The 15656-nt window shown below is 69.2% G+C and carries 16 protein-coding genes; 11 read left to right on the forward strand and 5 right to left on the reverse strand.

The genetic code is table 11. The annotated features are described in order from the left end of the window. Positions 1–30: 30 nt before the first annotated feature. Both AC3WOE_RS18290 and AC3WOE_RS18295 read left to right on the forward strand, forming a co-directional pair. Entirely contained in the window at positions 31–660 is a 630-nt protein-coding gene (locus AC3WOE_RS18290; RefSeq protein WP_492692432.1) for a LysE family transporter, read from the forward strand. After that, on the forward strand, positions 660–1562 hold the full coding sequence (locus AC3WOE_RS18295) for a DMT family transporter (RefSeq protein ID WP_492692433.1): 903 nt from the start codon (positions 660–662) through the stop codon (positions 1560–1562). The genes AC3WOE_RS18290 and AC3WOE_RS18295 overlap by 1 nt, the downstream gene beginning before the upstream one ends. On the opposite strand, the gene tetR is transcribed toward AC3WOE_RS18295, so the two are convergent. Further along, entirely contained in the window at positions 1528–2175 is a 648-nt protein-coding gene (tetR, locus tag AC3WOE_RS18300) for a tetracycline resistance transcriptional repressor TetR (RefSeq protein WP_492692435.1), read from the reverse strand. The genes AC3WOE_RS18295 and tetR overlap by 35 nt on opposite strands. 60 nt (positions 2176–2235) lie before the next feature. On the opposite strand from tetR, the gene tet reads away from it, so the two are divergent. Both tet and AC3WOE_RS18310 read left to right on the forward strand, forming a co-directional pair. After that, positions 2236–3411, forward strand: a complete 1176-nt coding sequence (gene tet, locus AC3WOE_RS18305; RefSeq protein ID WP_492692436.1) for a Tet(A)/Tet(B)/Tet(C) family tetracycline efflux MFS transporter — start codon at positions 2236–2238, stop codon at positions 3409–3411. A 64-nt stretch (positions 3412–3475) separates the two neighbouring features. After that, a complete protein-coding gene (locus tag AC3WOE_RS18310; protein ID WP_492692437.1) occupies positions 3476–5638 on the forward strand; it encodes a prolyl oligopeptidase family serine peptidase in 2163 nt (720 codons plus the stop codon). On the opposite strand, the gene arfB is transcribed toward AC3WOE_RS18310, so the two are convergent. Then, a complete protein-coding gene (gene arfB / locus AC3WOE_RS18315; RefSeq protein ID WP_492692438.1) occupies positions 5632–6039 on the reverse strand; it encodes an alternative ribosome rescue aminoacyl-tRNA hydrolase ArfB in 408 nt (135 codons plus the stop codon). The genes AC3WOE_RS18310 and arfB overlap by 7 nt on opposite strands. Beyond that, positions 6032–7132 carry an alanine racemase gene (alr, locus tag AC3WOE_RS18320; protein ID WP_492692440.1) on the reverse strand — a complete coding sequence of 367 codons (1101 nt, stop codon included), beginning with the start codon at positions 7130–7132 and terminating at the stop codon, positions 6032–6034. The genes arfB and alr overlap by 8 nt, the downstream gene beginning before the upstream one ends. Before the next feature lie 117 nt (positions 7133–7249). Between alr and lplT the strand changes: the two genes are divergently transcribed. Beyond that, positions 7250–8539 (forward strand): lysophospholipid transporter LplT, encoded by a 1290-nt coding sequence (lplT, locus tag AC3WOE_RS18325; RefSeq protein WP_492692441.1) that lies wholly within the window; start codon positions 7250–7252, stop codon positions 8537–8539. A gap of 17 nt (positions 8540–8556) precedes the next feature. Here the strand turns inward: lplT and AC3WOE_RS18330 are convergent, their stop codons facing one another. After that, complete coding sequence (locus AC3WOE_RS18330) at positions 8557–9519, reverse strand: hypothetical protein (RefSeq protein ID WP_492692442.1); 963 nt, start codon at positions 9517–9519, stop codon at positions 8557–8559. Between the two features lie 158 nt (positions 9520–9677). Between AC3WOE_RS18330 and AC3WOE_RS18335 the strand changes: the two genes are divergently transcribed. Further along, a complete protein-coding gene (locus AC3WOE_RS18335; protein WP_492692443.1) occupies positions 9678–10169 on the forward strand; it encodes a glutathione peroxidase in 492 nt (163 codons plus the stop codon). A gap of 5 nt (positions 10170–10174) precedes the next feature. On the opposite strand, the gene AC3WOE_RS18340 is transcribed toward AC3WOE_RS18335, so the two are convergent. Next, a complete protein-coding gene (locus tag AC3WOE_RS18340; protein WP_492692444.1) occupies positions 10175–10828 on the reverse strand; it encodes a Crp/Fnr family transcriptional regulator in 654 nt (217 codons plus the stop codon). A gap of 56 nt (positions 10829–10884) precedes the next feature. Here AC3WOE_RS18340 and AC3WOE_RS18345 point away from each other — a divergent pair, with 56 nt between their 5' ends. The 5 genes from AC3WOE_RS18345 (at position 10885) to AC3WOE_RS18365 (ending at position 15587) form a co-directional block, all read left to right on the forward strand. Next, positions 10885–12033, forward strand: coding sequence for a DUF2332 domain-containing protein (locus AC3WOE_RS18345; protein ID WP_492692446.1), 1149 nt, complete (start codon positions 10885–10887; stop codon positions 12031–12033). 212 nt (positions 12034–12245) lie between these two features. Next, entirely contained in the window at positions 12246–13031 is a 786-nt protein-coding gene (locus AC3WOE_RS18350; RefSeq protein WP_492692447.1) for a VWA domain-containing protein, read from the forward strand. Positions 13032–13129: 98 nt separating this feature from the next. Next, positions 13130–13462 carry a hypothetical protein gene (locus AC3WOE_RS18355; RefSeq protein WP_492692449.1) on the forward strand — a complete coding sequence of 111 codons (333 nt, stop codon included), beginning with the start codon at positions 13130–13132 and terminating at the stop codon, positions 13460–13462. Between the two features lie 56 nt (positions 13463–13518). Continuing rightward, positions 13519–14715: an amino acid aminotransferase gene (locus tag AC3WOE_RS18360; RefSeq protein WP_492692450.1), complete on the forward strand. Its 1197-nt coding sequence runs from the start codon at positions 13519–13521 to the stop codon at positions 14713–14715. Positions 14716–14723: 8 nt separating this feature from the next. Continuing rightward, a complete protein-coding gene (locus AC3WOE_RS18365; protein WP_492692451.1) occupies positions 14724–15587 on the forward strand; it encodes a hypothetical protein in 864 nt (287 codons plus the stop codon). The last annotated feature ends 69 nt before the right edge of the window (positions 15588–15656 follow it).

Genomic DNA, 15656 nt, shown 5'->3' on the forward strand with positions numbered 1-15656 from the left:
GCCGCTCGCTGTCCTGGAGTTGGAGTCGTCATGGATTTCTCGGTGTGGTTGGCCTTTTTTGCGGCGTCCTGGGCCATCAGCCTGTCGCCCGGCGCCGGCGCCGTGGCCGCCATGAGCGCCGGCCTGTCGCACGGCTTCAAGCGCGGCTATTTCATGACCTTCGGCCTCATCCTCGGCATCGTGACCCAGGTCATCCTGGTCGGCGCCGGCCTGGGCGCGCTGATCGCGGCCTCGTCGCTCGGCTTTGCCCTCGTCAAATGGGCGGGCGTGGTCTATCTCATCTTCCTCGGCGTGCAGCAGTGGCGGGCACCGGCCAAGCCGCTGGTGGCTGCCGATGAAGGCGCCGTCCAGGTCCCGCGCCGCCAGCTGGTGCTGCGCGGCTGGGGCGTCAATGCCGTCAACCCCAAGGGCACGGTCTTCCTGCTCGCCGTGGTGCCGCAGTTCCTGGACCTGCATGCCCCGCTGGCGCCCCAATACCTGGTCATCGGCTGCACGCTGGCCTTCACCGACCTCGTCGTCATGGCCGGCTATACGGCCCTGGCCGCGCGCGTGCTGGCGGCACTGAAGAGCGAGAGCCACATCAAGACGTTGAACCGCGTCTTCGGCTCGCTGTTCGTGGCGGCCGGCGCCCTGCTCGCGACCTTCAAGCGCGCGGCCTGATGACCGAGGCTAAAGCCGCAAGCCGCCTGCCCACCTGGTTCCTCTTCCTGGCCCCGGTGCTGATCTGGGCCAGCACCTGGCACGTCATCCTCTACCAGCTGGCCTCGTCGGTGCCAGCGCTGACCTCGGTGGGCTGGCGCTTCCTGATCGCCGCGCTGATGCTGGCCGGCCTGGCGCGCTGGCGGGGCGTGTCGATGAAACTGCCCGGCTATTCGCATCTCTACATGCTGGGCACGGGCGTCATCCAGTACGCCGGCAACTACTGGGCCGTCTACGAGGCCGAGCGCCTGGTGCCCAGCGGCCTGGTGGCGGTGCTGTTCTGCCTGATGGTGTTCATGAACGCCGGGGTCGGCTGGCTGCTGTGGCGCCAACCGGTGAGCCGGCGCTTCCTGGTGGCCAGCAGCGGTGCCGTGCTGGGCGTGGCGCTGATCTTCTGGCCCGAGATCGCGGCCACCGGTGCGCGGCCCAACGCAGCCCTTGGCCTGGGCCTGAGTTTTTTCGCCGTCGTGGTTGCCGTCATCGGCGGCTTCTTCACGCTGGTGCTGACGCGCCGTGGCTTGCCGCTGATCCCGGTGCTGGCCTGGAGCATGGGCTATGGCGCCGTCTTCCTGCTGGCGATGTCCGTGGGCCTGGGCCAGGGTCTGCCTTTCGACCCGGCCTGGACCTATGTGGGCAGCCTGGTCTACCTCGCCGCCTTCGGCTCGGTCGTCGCCTTCACGCTGTACTACAAGCTGGCCGAGCGCCGCGGCCCGGCGCAGGCGGCCCTGGTGGGCGTGCTGGTGCCGGTCATCGCGCTGATCGTGTCGGCCGCGCTGGAGGGCTGGCAGGCCACGCCGCTGGCCGTCGGCGGCATGGCGCTCTGCCTCGTCAGCCTGTTCGTGGCGACGCGGCGCCCGGCCTAGCGCCATTGATCAGCAGGCGCAGGGCATGCTCGAACAGCGTGTCGGCATCGCCACCCACCGTCTGCGCCCAGCCGGCAGCCAGCAAGGGATATTGCGACGCATCCGGCCCTTGCAGCGTCGACGACGGCGGTGCGTCGGGCGCCTGGGCGGACTGCTCCTCCAGCACCCAGCCGACGACGAAGCGGCCCACCGACATCATCAGCACCGTGGCCGCGCCGGGCTCGAAGCCGGCTGCGCAGAGCAGGGTCAGGCGCGCCTCGATGGAGCCGCGCTGCGCCTCGCCGGGGCGGGTACCGGCGTGCAGGCGGGCGCCGTCGCGATACGCCAGCAGGGCACGGCGAAAGCTGCGGCCGTCTTCCATCAGCCAGTCCTGCCAGGACTCGTCGGGCGCTGGCGTGGCGATGGCGCGGCTCTCCTGCATGACCGCCGCCGACATCGCGTCCAGCAGGGCCGCCTTGCTCTTGAAATGCCAGTACAGCGTCGGCGACTGCACGCCCAGGCGCTCGGCCAGCTTGCGCGTGCTCAAGGCGTCGATGCCGACCTCGTTCAGCAACTCCAGGGCCGCGCGCAGCACATCGTCGCGGTTCAGTCGGGCAGGGCGGTCGGAAGTCATCTCTAGCAATGATAGAGAACTTCAGGCAGAATCTTCTCTATCAACGATAGAGACGTATTCATGAATCGAGCCCTGACCGTCATCCTGATGACGCTGTTGCTGGACGCCGTGGGCATGAGCCTGGTGTTCCCCATCCTGCCCGGCCTGCTGCGCGAGCTGGCCGGCGCCGACGCCACCACCCACCACTACGGCGCCCTGCTGGCGGTCTACGCGGCCATGCAGTTCCTGTTTTCGCCGGTGCTGGGCGCGCTCAGCGACCGCTTCGGCCGCCGGCCCGTGTTGCTGGCTTCGCTGGCCGGTGCCGCGGCCGACTATGTGCTGATGGCGCTGGCGCCCAACCTCGCCTGGCTCTATGTCGGCCGCGTGCTGTCCGGCATCACCGGCGCCAGCATGGCCGTCGGCACGGCCTACATCACCGACGTGACGCCCGAGGAAGATCGCGCCAAGCGCTACGGCCAGATGGGGGCGGCCATGGGCCTGGGCTTTGTCGTCGGGCCGCTGATCGGCGGAGCCCTGGGTGAGTGGTCGCTGCGTGCGCCCTTCGTCGCGGCGGCGGTCATGAATGCCTTGAACCTGGCCATGGCCTGGTTCGCCCTGCCCGAGTCCAACCAGCACCGCACAGCCAGGCTGGACGCCTCCAAGTTCAACGCCTTCTCGGCGCTGCATCGCCTCAAGGGCGCGCCGCCGCTGCTGCCGCTGGTGGGCGTGTTCGCCGTCGTCGCCCTGGTGTCGCAGGTGCCGGCGTCGTTGTGGATCCTCTATGGCCAGGACCGCTACGGCTGGACGGCCTGGGTGGCCGGTCTGTCGCTGGCCTGCTACGGCGGCCTGCATGCCGTCTCGCAGGCCTTCGTCACCGGTCCGATGGTGGCCAGGCTGGGCGAGAAGCGCGCCTTGCTGGCCGGCATGACGGCGGATGGCCTGGGCTTCGTCGGCATGGGCGTGGCCGTGGCGGGCTGGATGCCGTTTGCGCTGCTGCCGCTGTTCGCCATCGGCGGGCTGGCCCTGCCCGCGCTGCAGGCCATGCTGGCGCGCCAGGTCGACGAGCAGCACCAGGGCGAACTGCAGGGCCTGTTGGCCAGCCTCACCAGCCTGATCGGCATCGGTGGGCCGCTGGTCGTCACCGCGGGCTTCGCGGCGACGCAGCTGTCCTGGCCGGGCAGCGTCTGGATCATCGCGGCCGTGCTCTATCTGCTGGCCCTGCCGCTGCTGTTCAGCCGGCGCGCCCGCGAGGCTTAACAAAGCGCCACGTTCTGCTTGCCGGGAAGGGCGTACCCTGCGCCCGCCTCAAAAGGGAGAACACATGCCCATTGCCTGGATGCGCCTTTGCGGCGCCTTCGCACTCGCCAGCGCCACCCTGCTGGCCCAAGCCGCCGACAAGGGCGCACCGCCGACCGCGGCGAAGCCCGTCGCTGACAGCTATGGCGAGCTCAAGGTCGCGGACCCCTACCGCTGGCTGGAGAAGACCGGCGACCCCAAGGTCAGGCAATGGAGCGCCGCCCAGGACAGGCGCACCCGCGGCTATCTCGACAAGCTGCCGGCGCGCCAGCCGATGTTCGACTGGCTGATGAAGCAGGCCGCGGCCAGCTCTAGCGCCTTCTACAACCTGCACGCCACGCCGGGCCAGCTGTTCGCCCTCTACAACCAGCCGCCCAAGCAGCAGCCCATGCTGGCGGTGATGGGCCAGGACGCCGACCCCACCAAGGCGCGCATCGTGCTGGACCCCAACACGCTGAACTCCAAGGGCACGACGGCCATCGACTGGTATGTGCCCGCGCCGACGGGCAAGCTGGTAGCGGTGTCGATGTCGGAGAACGGCAGCGAGGACGGCTCCCTGCATCTCATCGACGTGACCACCGGCAAGCAGGTCGACAAGGTCATTCCCAATGTGCAGTACCCGACCGGCGGCGGCAGCCTGGCTTGGCGCGAGGATGGCACGGGCTTCTGGTACACGCGCTACCCCGGCGCCAAGGCGCCCGCGGAGCGCCGGCACTTCTATCAGCAGATCTATTACCACCGCGTCGGTGACGACCCGGCCAGGGACGTCTATGTGCTGGGCAAGGACTTCCCGCGCGTCGCCGAGATCGCGCTGGACGCGCGGCCCGGCACGGCCGGCGTGGTGGCGACGGTGGCCAATGGCGACGGCGGTGAGTTCGCCCACTATCTGATCGCCAAGGACGGCAGCACGCGCCAGATCACGCGCTTCGAGGACAAGATCGTTGCCGCCGCCTTGGGCCCGGACGCCCTCTACCTCGTTTCCCGCCAGGGTGCGCCGCGCGGCAAGCTGCTCAAGCTCGGCCTGGACGACCCGACGCTGTCGCGTCCCCAGGTCATCGTGCCCGAGTCCGACGCGGCCATCGAGCCCAGCGGCGAGTTCGGCGCCGGCAACATCACCATCACCGGCAACGCCATCTATCTGCGCCAGATCGCCGGCGGCCCGTCGCGCGTGGCCATCTACGGCCTGGACGGCAAGCCCCGCGGCCAGCTGCCTCTGCCCGAGGTGGCGGCCGTGGACGAGGTGGAGGTGATGGACGACGGCAGCCTGCTCGTCGCCGTGAAGAGCTATCTGGAGCCGCCGCAGTTCATGCGCGTCGATGCGGACGGCAAGATCACGCCGACCCCGCTGCGCCAGACCAGCCCGGTGTCCTTCGCCGACGTGGAGGTCGTGCGCGAGTTCGCCACCTCCAGGGACGGCACGCGCATTCCCCTCAACATCGTGCGCAAGAAGGGCCTCAAGCTCGACGGCAACGCGCCGCTGCTGCTCAACGGCTACGGCGGCTACAACGTCAGCCAGGTGCCCAAGTTCCTGGGCGCCGCCACGCGCATGTGGCTGGACGCCGGCGGCGTCTTCGTCATCGCCAACCTGCGCGGTGGCGGCGAGTTCGGCGAGGACTGGCATGCCCAGGGCGCGCTGACGAAGAAGCAGAACGTCTTCGACGACTTCGCCGCCTCGGCGGCGTACCTGGTCGACAAGGGCTACACCAGCAACGCCCGCATGGCGGCGATTGGCGGCAGCAACGGCGGCCTGCTGATGGGCGCGGTCTTCACCCAGCATCCGGAGCTGTTCCGTGCTGTCGTGTCGATGGTCGGCATCTACGACATGCTGCGTGTGGAGCTGGACCCGAACGGCGCCTTCAACGTCACCGAGTTCGGCAGCGTCAAGAACCCGGAGCAGCTGCAGGCGCTGTACGCCTACTCGCCCTACCACCACGTGCAGGACGGCGCGAATTACCCGGCCATCTTCATGGGCACCGGCGAAACCGATGGTCGCGTGAATCCCATGCACTCGCGCAAGATGATTGCCCGGCTGCAGGCCGCGACGGGCTCGGGCCGGCCGGTGCTGCTGAGCATCAACGCCCACGCCGGCCATGGCATCGGCAGCTCGCTGTCCATCAGCATGAATCAGATGGCGGATATCTACAGCTTTCTGTTCGATCAGCTGGGTATGAAGTACGCCAGTCAGTAGTCTTTGCTGCGCCGCCCGGCCTTGACGTCGCTGCGCTTGGACTTGCCCTCCAGCCGGCGCTGCTGCGAGCCATAGGTTGGCTTGGTCGCCCGCCGCGCCTTGGGCACGTGGGCAGCGGCCTGCACCAGCTCGATGAGGCGGGCGACGGCGTCGGCGCGGTTGCGCTCCAGGCTGCGCGAATCCTGGGCCTTGATGACGACAACGCCCTCCGACGTGATGCGCTGGTCGGCCCAGTTCAGCAGCCGCGCCTTCACGGCGTCGGGCAGGCTGGAGGCGCGGATGTCGAAGCGCAGGTGGACGGCGTTGGAGACCTTGTTGACGTTCTGGCCGCCGGGGCCGCTGGCGCGGATGGCGTCGAAGACGAGCTCATCCGGGCGCGGCGTCCAGTTCAGGTCAGGCATTGCGGATGGGGACCCGGGGCGTGATGGCGCACATCAGCTCATAGCCTATGGTGCCGGCCGCCTGGGCCACCTCGTCGATGGGCAGGCGCGATCCGTGCGGGCCTTCGCCCCACAGCGTCACTTCGCTGCCAAAGCCGCTGGCCGGCAGATCGCTGAGGTCGACGGCCAGCATGTCCATCGACACCCGGCCCAGCGTGCGCGTGCGCTTGCCGTCGACCAGGACGGGTGTGCCCGTCGGCGCATGGCGCGGGTAGCCATCGGCATAGCCGCAGGCGACGATGCCGGCGCGGGTGAGCCGCTCGGCCGTGAAGGCGCTGCCATAGCCGATGGTGTCGCCGGGCTGCATCTGCTGCACGCCGATGATCCTGGAGCGCAGCGTCATGGCCGGCTTCAGGTCCCAGTAGGCGGCGTCATGCTCGGGGAAGTCGGGCACGCCGCCGTAGCTCATGATGCCGGCGCGCACCCAGTCCTGGGCCGTGCGACCGGGGTGGCGCAGCGTGGCGGCGCTGTTGGCGATCGTGCGTTCACCGGCCAGGCCCTCGGTGACGGCCTCGAAGGCGGTGAGCTGATGGGCGATGCCGTCTATGCCTTGCCGCAAGCTGTCGGCGTCGGAGAAGTGGGTCATCAGCCCGATCTCGTCGACCTGGGGCAGGGCTTCCAGGCGGGCGTAGGCGGCGCGGAAGGCGGCCGGCGTGAAACCGAGGCGGTTCATGCCCGAGTTCAACTTCAGGAAGACGCGGTGCGGCTCATGCGTCTTGTGCATCGCCAACCAGTCGATCTGCTGCTCGCAATGCACGGCATGCCAGAGCTTCAGGCGCGAGCACAGCTCCAGGTCGCGCGGCTCGAACACGCCTTCCAACAGCAGGATGGGGCCGCGCCAGTCCAGGGCGCGCAGGCGCTCGGCCTCGGCCAGGTCCAGCAGCGCGAAGCCGTCGGCGGCGCGCAGGCCCTCGAAGGCGCGCTCGATGCCATGACCATAGGCATTGGCCTTGACGACGGCCCAGACTCGGGCATTGGGGGCCTGCGCACGGGCGCGGCCCAGGTTGTGGGCCAGCGCTTCGGTATGGATCAGGGCTTCGATGGGACGGGGCATGCAAGCATTTTGCGCGCGCCCGCGCGGCGGTCGGGCCAAACTAGGGGCGTGCTATAAACCCGCGCCGCACCCGATCGGCAGACCACTCAGAGACAGTTCAGGATTGCGCCTCGCCCGATGAAACGCGGTTTCTACACCATCATGTCGGCGCAGTTCTTCAGCTCGCTGGCTGATAACGCCCTGTTCGTCGCCGCCGTCGAGTTGCTGCGTTCCTCCGGCGCCGCCGAGTGGCAGCGTGCCGCCCTGGTGCCGATGTTCGCCCTCTTCTACGTCGTGCTCGCGCCCTTCGTCGGCGCCTTCGCCGACGCGGTGCCCAAGGGCAAGGTCATGTTCTTCTCCAACAGCATCAAGGTGGTGGGCTGCCTGATGATGCTGTTCGGCACCCACCCGCTGGCGGCCTATGCCGTCGTCGGCCTGGGCGCTGCCGCCTACTCGCCGGCCAAATACGGCATCCTGACCGAACTGCTTCCGCCGTCCCAGCTCGTCAAGGCCAATGGCTGGATCGAGGGGCTGACCATCACGTCCATCATCCTGGGCGTGCTGCTCGGCGGCCAGCTGATCGGCGACCGTGTCTCCCACCTGCTGCTGACGATCGACATGCCCATGGTCGACACGGGCATCGACACGGCGCCCGAGGCGGCGATTGCCAGCCTGGTCGGCCTGTACGTGCTGGCGGCGCTGTTCAATCTGCGCATCCCGCGCACCTCGGCGCCGCTGCAGCCCTTCGCGCACAGCTTCCTGGGCCTGGTGCGTGATTTCTCCGCCTGCAACAGCAAGCTCTGGCAGGACAAGCTGGGCCAGATCTCGCTGGCGACGACGACCCTGTTCTGGGGCGTCAGCGGCAATCTGCGCTACATCGTGCTGGCCTGGGCCGCCGCGGCCCTGGGCTATGGCACGACTCAGGCGTCTTCGCTGGTGGGGGTCGTTGCCATCGGCACGGCCGTGGGCGCCGTCATCGCCTCGGCCTACTGCCGACTCGACCGTGCCACCTCGGTCATCCCGCTGGGCATCGCGATGGGCCTGCTGGTCATCTTCATGAACCTCATCCACAACGTGTGGGTGGCCGCCCCCTTCCTGATCCTGCTGGGTGGCATTGGCGGCTATATGGTGGTGCCGATGAATGCGCTGCTGCAGCACCGCGGCCACAACCTGATGGGCGCCGGGCGCAGCATTGCGGTGCAGAACTTCAACGAGCAGGCCTGCATCCTGGGCCTGGGCGCCTTCTACACGGCGATGACACGCTTCGGCCTGTCGGCCTTCGGTGCCATCACCATCTTCGGCGTGGCCGTCGCGGGCACGATGTGGTGGATCAGGCGCTGGCATCAGCGCAACGTCGTGGACTACAAGGAAGAGGTCGAGCACCTGCTCGACCTGGCGCGCACCGACCACCTGCCGCAGGACCGGTAGCCCGGCCCTGCCCGGCTTCAGGTGCTGGAGCTGCTGCCCCGGCCCTTGCGGCCGGTGGGGGCGGGGATCAGGTGCTTGCCTTCCAGCACCATCTCGATGGCCTCGCTCCAGGCGCGGGCAATCTTGAAGCAGCCGCTGTGGTTGAGATGGATCTCGTTGTGCCAGTCGCCGCTGATGCCGGTCGAGCCGGGCGCGGCCAGGGCCAGCGGCACGGCCGTGGAGTCGAAGATGAAGAGGCCGGGGAAGGCCTCCTTGTCGGCGGCCATGCCTTTCAGCAGCTGGGCCAGATGGAAGACCATCAGCCGGCTGACGGCCGCCCAGTCGGCGGCGGGCACGCCGTAGGCCTTCAGGGCCGGGTAGAGCCAGGGGCCGCTGGCGCCCAGGTCGTCACCCCCTTCGGCGCCGGCCGGGCGCGGCATGGGCACCGCGTAGCAGTGCATGAAGACGGGCTTGCCGGTCGAGGGGCCCTGGTCGCGCAGGCTCAGCAGGTGCTTGACGTTGGCGCGCAGGTATTCGGAGTAGGTCGCCCAGCCGGGCTCGGAGAAATAGCGTGCGACGCCGGCCGACGGTGGGCCCCATTCGGTCTGGCGGCGCAGCAGGCGCAGGTCCAGCGGGATGGGTTCGCCGTTCCAGTTCTGGGCCGGTGTGCGGGCGGCGGCGATCAGGTCGTTGCCACCGACGGACAGCAGGATGCCGTCCCAGGTCGGCGCGTCTGCACCCGTGAGCAGGCGCACGAACTCCGGGCTGGACTCGAGGTCCACCATATGCGACAGCGCATTGCCCGTGCCGGCGCAATTGACGGCCACCGTATTGGCCTTGAAGACCAGTTCCTGCAGCAGATTGGCGTGGGCGTTGAGCTTGGCACGCGCATTCGAGAACCACGAGTCCCCTTGCGCCAGCAGCTTCCAGCGGAAGCTGCCGAGGTCGGGCGGGGTGCGGCCGACCAGGTCGGCCGGGGTAAAGCAAGCCAGGTGATCCATGAATGCGCGGGTGTCCGTAGTTGCTGACCGGAGCCTGTCCCTGAGGGAGGGCCTCGAAGTTCGCGCGATTGGAAGGCCTGCCGCGCGGGCGGCGCCATGCTACAAACCCTCGGGCCAGCCCGGGGTTAGCATGGGCGGCCTTTCTAGGGAGGAAGCCCATGAGCGAGAGCGTGTTCGACTTCCAGGCCGTTTCCATCCGCGGCGAGCCGGCCGACCTGGCCTCGCAGCGCGGCAAGGTGCTGCTCATCGTCAACACCGCCAGCGAATGCGGCTTCACGCCTCAATTCAAGGGCCTGGAACAGCTCTGGGAGGACTACGGTCCCAAGGGTCTGGTCATCATCGGCTTCCCGAGCAATGAATTCGGCGGCCAGGACCCGGGCAGCAACGACCAGATCGCGTCTTTTTGCGAGCTGAACTACGGCGTCAGCTTCCCGATGATGGCCAAGACCCGGGTCAACGGCAGCGAAGCCCATCCGCTGTGGAAGTTCCTGAAGAGCGAAAAGCCCGGCTTCCTGGGCACCGAGGCCATCAAGTGGAACTTCACCAAGTTCCTGATCGGCCGCGACGGCCAGGTCATCAAGCGCTTTGCACCCAATGACCCGCCGGAAAAGCTGCGCGGCGACATCGAGGCGGCGCTGGCCGCTTCCTGACGGCCTCAGCGAGGCCGCCACAACCAGCAGCCGCGACCGCGCCTGACCTGCCCGGCCGCTTCGGCGGCACCCAGCAATTCATTGGCCGTCTGGCGCGACAGATGGGCCAGGCGTGCCAGTTCGGCCTGCGTCGCCGTCACTTCGGTCCATCCCGCGCCCGCCGGCCGGCCGCGTTCGCGCGCCATCTGGGCCAGGGCCTGGGCGAAGCGCTCGGCCGCGCCCTGGTGGCGGGCCGCCTGCAGCAGGCGCAGCGTGCCGTCGTAGCGGCGCGCGAACTCGGCCAGCAGGGCACGGGCGAAGCCGGGCACCTCGTCCATCAGCCGCGCGTAGCTCTCGCGGCCGAAGACCAGCACCTCGCTGGCGCCGCGGGCGATGGCCTCGTACTCCGACGGCTGGCCGGCGGCAAAGGCGGCCAGGCCAAAGAGGCGTGGCGGGCCGACGTTCTCGATGACGGAGACCCTGCCGTCGGCCGCCGTGAAGCGGGTCTCGATCTCGCCGGCCGCCACCGCGTAGAAGGCCGCCGTCTTCTGGCCCTGCACGAACAGGCAGCGCCCGTCGCCCAGCCGCCGGCGCGCGATGCACGCGGCGATGTCGGCGGGCAGGTCGACGCCCGGGAAATGGGCCTCGAAGACGCGTTGCAGCGCAGAGTCGTGGGGCATGCCACATTGTCGGCTGGCCGACACAAGCCGGCGCAGGCCCTGCCTATGCTGGCTGCATGGACCGACAAGCCCTTGCAACCCTGCTGAGCCGCTTCGGCCGCGAAGAAAGCAGCCAGGAACCCCTTTATGCGGCTTTGTGCGACGTGGCCGCGGCCGACGAACGCGCGCTGGCCTTGCTGGCGCAGGCGCCGCCAGAGCAGCGCAAGGTCAATCTGCTGCTCGCCGCCCTGCACGAGCGGGTGCTGGCCGGCGCCGCGCCGGAACTGGCCGCCTATTACCGCAGCGCCGGCGGCAGCCGCGAGCCGGATGCCGGCCTGGCTGCGGCACTGTCAGCCTGTCTCGAGCGCGAGTGGCCCACGCTGCTGCGTCATCTGCGCGAGGGCGCCACGCAGACCAACGAGATCGCCCGCGGCGCCGCCATCTGGCCCGCCCTGGGCGACGTCGCCCGCGCGACCGGGGCCCGTCATCTGGCGCTGCTGGACTTCGGCTGCAGCGCCGGCCTGAATCTCGGCGTCGATCAGTACGCGCTGCGCTATCGCGACGACCGGGGCGGCCTGCACGATCGCGGCCCGGCCCGTGATGGCCGGCGTGCCGAGATCGAGTCGCGCTGGCTGGGTGCCGCGCCGCCTCCGGAGCAAGCCGGCTGGCGGCTGTCGCTGCGCCATGGGCTGGACCCTGCGCCGGTCGATCCGCGCGATCCCGCCCACCTGCGCTGGTTGCAGGCCTGCCTGTGGCCCCACGACGCGGCACGCCGTGAGCGCCTGGCGCGTGCCGCGGCCCAGATCGCGGCCTTGCCGGTCAGCGTGAAGCGGGCGGACGACTGCATCGCCGCCATCGAACCCTGGCTGGCCGGCCTGCCCGCCGGCGTGCAGCCGGTGCTGCTGACGAGCTGGGTGCTGTACTACCTGTCGGACGCCGATCTGGCCCGCCTGCGGGCGACGGTCGATCGCCTCGCGCTCAGCCGGGGGCTGGCCTGGATCTGCGGCGAGCTGCCCGCCCTGAGCCGGAGCGCCGGTCCGGTGCCGGCACTGCCGGCCCTGCCGCCCGGCGAGGTGGCGGCGTCGGCCACGCTGTGGACGCTGCGCCAGGCCTCACGCGGCGCCCCCGCGGAGCGGGTGCTGGGTTGGTCGCATCCCCATGGCCGCTGGGTGGCCTGGCTGCAAGCCGATTTGCAGCCCCAGGCTTGCGGTGGACTAACAAGTTAGGGATGTCGGGATATTTTGCAGTTTGTAAAGACGCGATCGGGAATGGACTGCAAGTCTTTGACCTGAATGAGTTTTTTGTCTTGGCACGATGCCTGCTTTTGCGGACGGTCGGATTTGCGGAATCGTCATGGGCGGCTCCAAGAACGTCAGGGGGGATCCCAGCAAAGCCGGCAACACGCCAAAACTCTCTTCAACTCTCTCACGAGCAGCCTATGTCCCTCATTTCCCGCTTCATGCGTGGCGCCCTGGCGTCCCTGGCCCTGGCCACCGCCACCTTCTCCGCCTCGGCGGCCCCGACCACCCAGCTCGGCTTCCTGATCGACGCCTCCGGCAGCATCGGTTCGAGCAACTTCCAGATCATGCGCCAAGGCTATGCCGCCGCGCTGGCCGGCCTGCCCACCGACGGCAGCATCGAAGTCACCATCTACACCTTCTCCTCCGGCACCACGCAAGTCGTGGCCCCGACGATCGTCACCGGCGGCAGCCTGGCCGGCATCGTCGCGGCCGTCAACGGCATGGCCTATCCCGGCAGCAGCACCAACACGTCCGCCGGCATCGACGCCATCACCCGCGCCATGATCGGTTCGTCCAACTACAGCGCTGGCCTGAACTCCATCATCAACATCGCCACCGACGGCCTGCCTGATTCGCAAGCCGCCGCCCTGGCTTCCGCACAAGCCTCGAAGGCCGCCGGCATCGACGCCATGACCGCCGAAGCCCTGGGTGCCAGCCTGGACATCAACTTCCTGAAGAACCTGGTGTTCTCGCCCGTGACCGGCCCCTGCGCCGGCTGCGGCGTCGAGGTGACCAACCCGAACAACCCGATGACCAACGCGCCCTGGATCCTGCGCGTCAACACCTTCAGCGACTTCCCCGTCGCCATCAACGCCAAGGTGCAGGCCATCATCGTGAACACCGTGCCGGAACCCGCTTCCATCGCCCTGGTGGTCGTGGCCCTGGGCCTGGTGGGCGCCAGCCGCCGCAGCCGCAAGGCCTGAGCGCGTCGCTTCCGACGTTTGAACGGATGATCGAGACCGGCCGCTGGCCGGTCTTTTTCGTTGGCGCCTCGCGCCTTTCCCGCACCCGAAAGTTCCCCATGCCAATCACCGTCTCGCGCACGCTGGCCGTCGGCCTGCTGGGCCTGATCAGCGCCGGCGCCCATGCCGACTGCAGCACCAAGGACCGCAGCGAGCAGGTCGCCCTGGTGCTGTGCAGCGCCAATACCGACCAGGCCGGCCTGAAGGCCGCCGGCGTGGCGGCCTGCAAGGACAGGCAGGTCTGCAATGCCTGGATCTGGGAGGACGCCGCCAAGCTGCCGTCCAGGGCGCCTGCCGCCGACAAGGACCTGCCCAAGAGCTCCACCGGAGCCGCGCGCGCCGTCTGGATCAACGACTCCCAGCATCTGATGGAGCTGCGCAAGGCGCGCTGAGGGGAGGCGGTCGGCGCCGCCCTGGATAATCGCGGCTCCCCAACGGAGCCAGCCCCATGTTCGAGCACGTCGACGCCTATGCCGGCGATCCCATCCTGAGCCTCAACGAGGCTTTCCAGAAGGATCCCCGCGCCGGCAAGATCAACCTGTCCATCGGCATCTATTTCGACAACGACGGCCGCATCCCCATGCTGCCGTCGGTGCGCGCCGCCGAGCTGGCCGTCGTCGAGGCTGCCGGTGCCCGGCCCTATCTGCCCATGGAAGGCGCCGCCAACTTCCGCAGCGCCGTGCAGGCCCTGCTGTTCGGCGCTGAGCATCCGGCCATCGCTGCCGGCCGCATCGCCACCATCCAGGGCGTGGGTTCCAGCGGCGGCCTCAAGGTCGGCGCCGACCTGCTCAAGCGCTATTTCCCCGACAGCAAGATCTACCTGTCCGACCCGACCTGGGACAACCACCGCGCCGTCTTCGAGGGCTCGGGCCACAGCTGCGAGACCTATCCCTACTACGACCCCGCCACCGGGGGCGTGCGCTTCGACGATCTGCTGGCGTTCTTCAAGCAGCTGCCGACCCGCAGCGTCGTGCTGATGCACGCCTGCTGCCACAACCCCACCGGCGTCGACCTGACGCAGGACCAGTGGCGCGCCCTGGTGCCCGTCATCCGCGAGCGCCAGCTGCTGCCCTTCCTGGACCTGGCCTACCAGGGCTATGGCGACGGCATCAGTGAAGACGCCTTCGCGCCGCGCCTGCTGGCCGACGAGGGCCTCTCCTTCCTGATCGCCAACAGCTTCTCCAAGAGCATGAGCCTGTACGGCGAGCGCTGCGGAGGGCTGAGCGTGGTCTGCCCCGACGCCGACCAGGCGGCGCGCGTGCTCGGCCAGATGAAGTTCATGATCCGCCGCAACTACTCCAACCCGCCCATGCATGGCGGCCAGATCGTCGCCAAGGTGCTGACCGATCCCAAGCTGCGCGCCATGTGGGAGGCCGAGGTCAAGGAGATGCGCGAGCGCATCCAGGCCATGCGCCGCCAGCTGCACGACGTCCTCGTTGCCAAGCTGCCGGGTCGCGACTTCAGCTACTTCCTGACCCAGCGCGGCATGTTCAGCTATACCGGTCTGACCGCCGACCAGGCGGAACGGCTCAAGACCGAGTTCGGCGTCTACATCCTGCGCTCCGGCCGCATGTGCGTGGCCGGCCTGAACACGCGCAACGTCGAGGCCACGGCGCAAGCCATGGCCGCCGTGCTGGCGGGCTGAGTCGCGCCATGCGTCGGAGCGCCGCCACCCTGGGCGGCCTGCTGCTGATCGCCGGTTCTGCCGTCGCGGCCGAGCCGGTCGTGGACAGCATCGTCTGGCTGAACAGCGACACCCTCGCGAAGCGCGAGGGTGACAACCTCGTGCGCCCCTCCGACATGATCGCGAACTGGCTGCAGGACCATCTGGGCCGCGTCGAGCTCAAGCGCGCCACGGCCAACGCCGAGCGCAGCTGGGCGCTGATCCGCCAGGGCGAGAAGGCCTGCATCGCCAGCGCGGTGCGCCTGCCCGAGCGCGAGCGCCTGGCCTACTTCAGCACGCTGTGGCTGATGCCGCCGCCCCAGCTCGTCGTGCGCCGCGAGCGTCGCGACGCGCTGCCGCTGGACGCCCAGGGCGCCGTCATCCTGCCGGCCCTGCTGGCCGACGCATCGCTGCGCGGCGTGGTCGCTCAGGGTCGCAGCTATGGCGCGGCCCTGGATGCCCAGCTCGCCAGCGGCAAGCTGCTGGACCATGTGATGGGCGCCGACTTCGGCAGCAATCTGCTGCCCATGCTGGCGCAGGATCGTGCCGACTACACCTTCGAATACCCCAACGTCCTTGTCGCCCTGGGCAGCCAGCGCGGTGCCGAGCTGCCTCTGGTGGCGCTGCCGCTGCGTGGCCTCAACGAACCCGTGCCCAGCGGCGTCGCTTGCCCGCGCACGCCCTGGGGCCATGCCGCCATCCGCCTCATCGACAGGACCGTGGGCACGCCGGCCGGTGCCGCCATGCTGCGCGAGACCCTGCAGATGACGTTGCCGCCCGACACCCAGCGCGCCTACCGCGAGGCCTTCGATGCGCATTTCCAGCGCCGCGCCAAGCCCACGCCGGGGCTTTGACCATAACGCCCGGTGATGGCCGCAGCCGTCGCTTTCATTGGTCCCTGAGGCCGGCCGTCTTTACGCTGC

This window comes from Roseateles sp. FW305-36, from assembly GCF_058787015.1.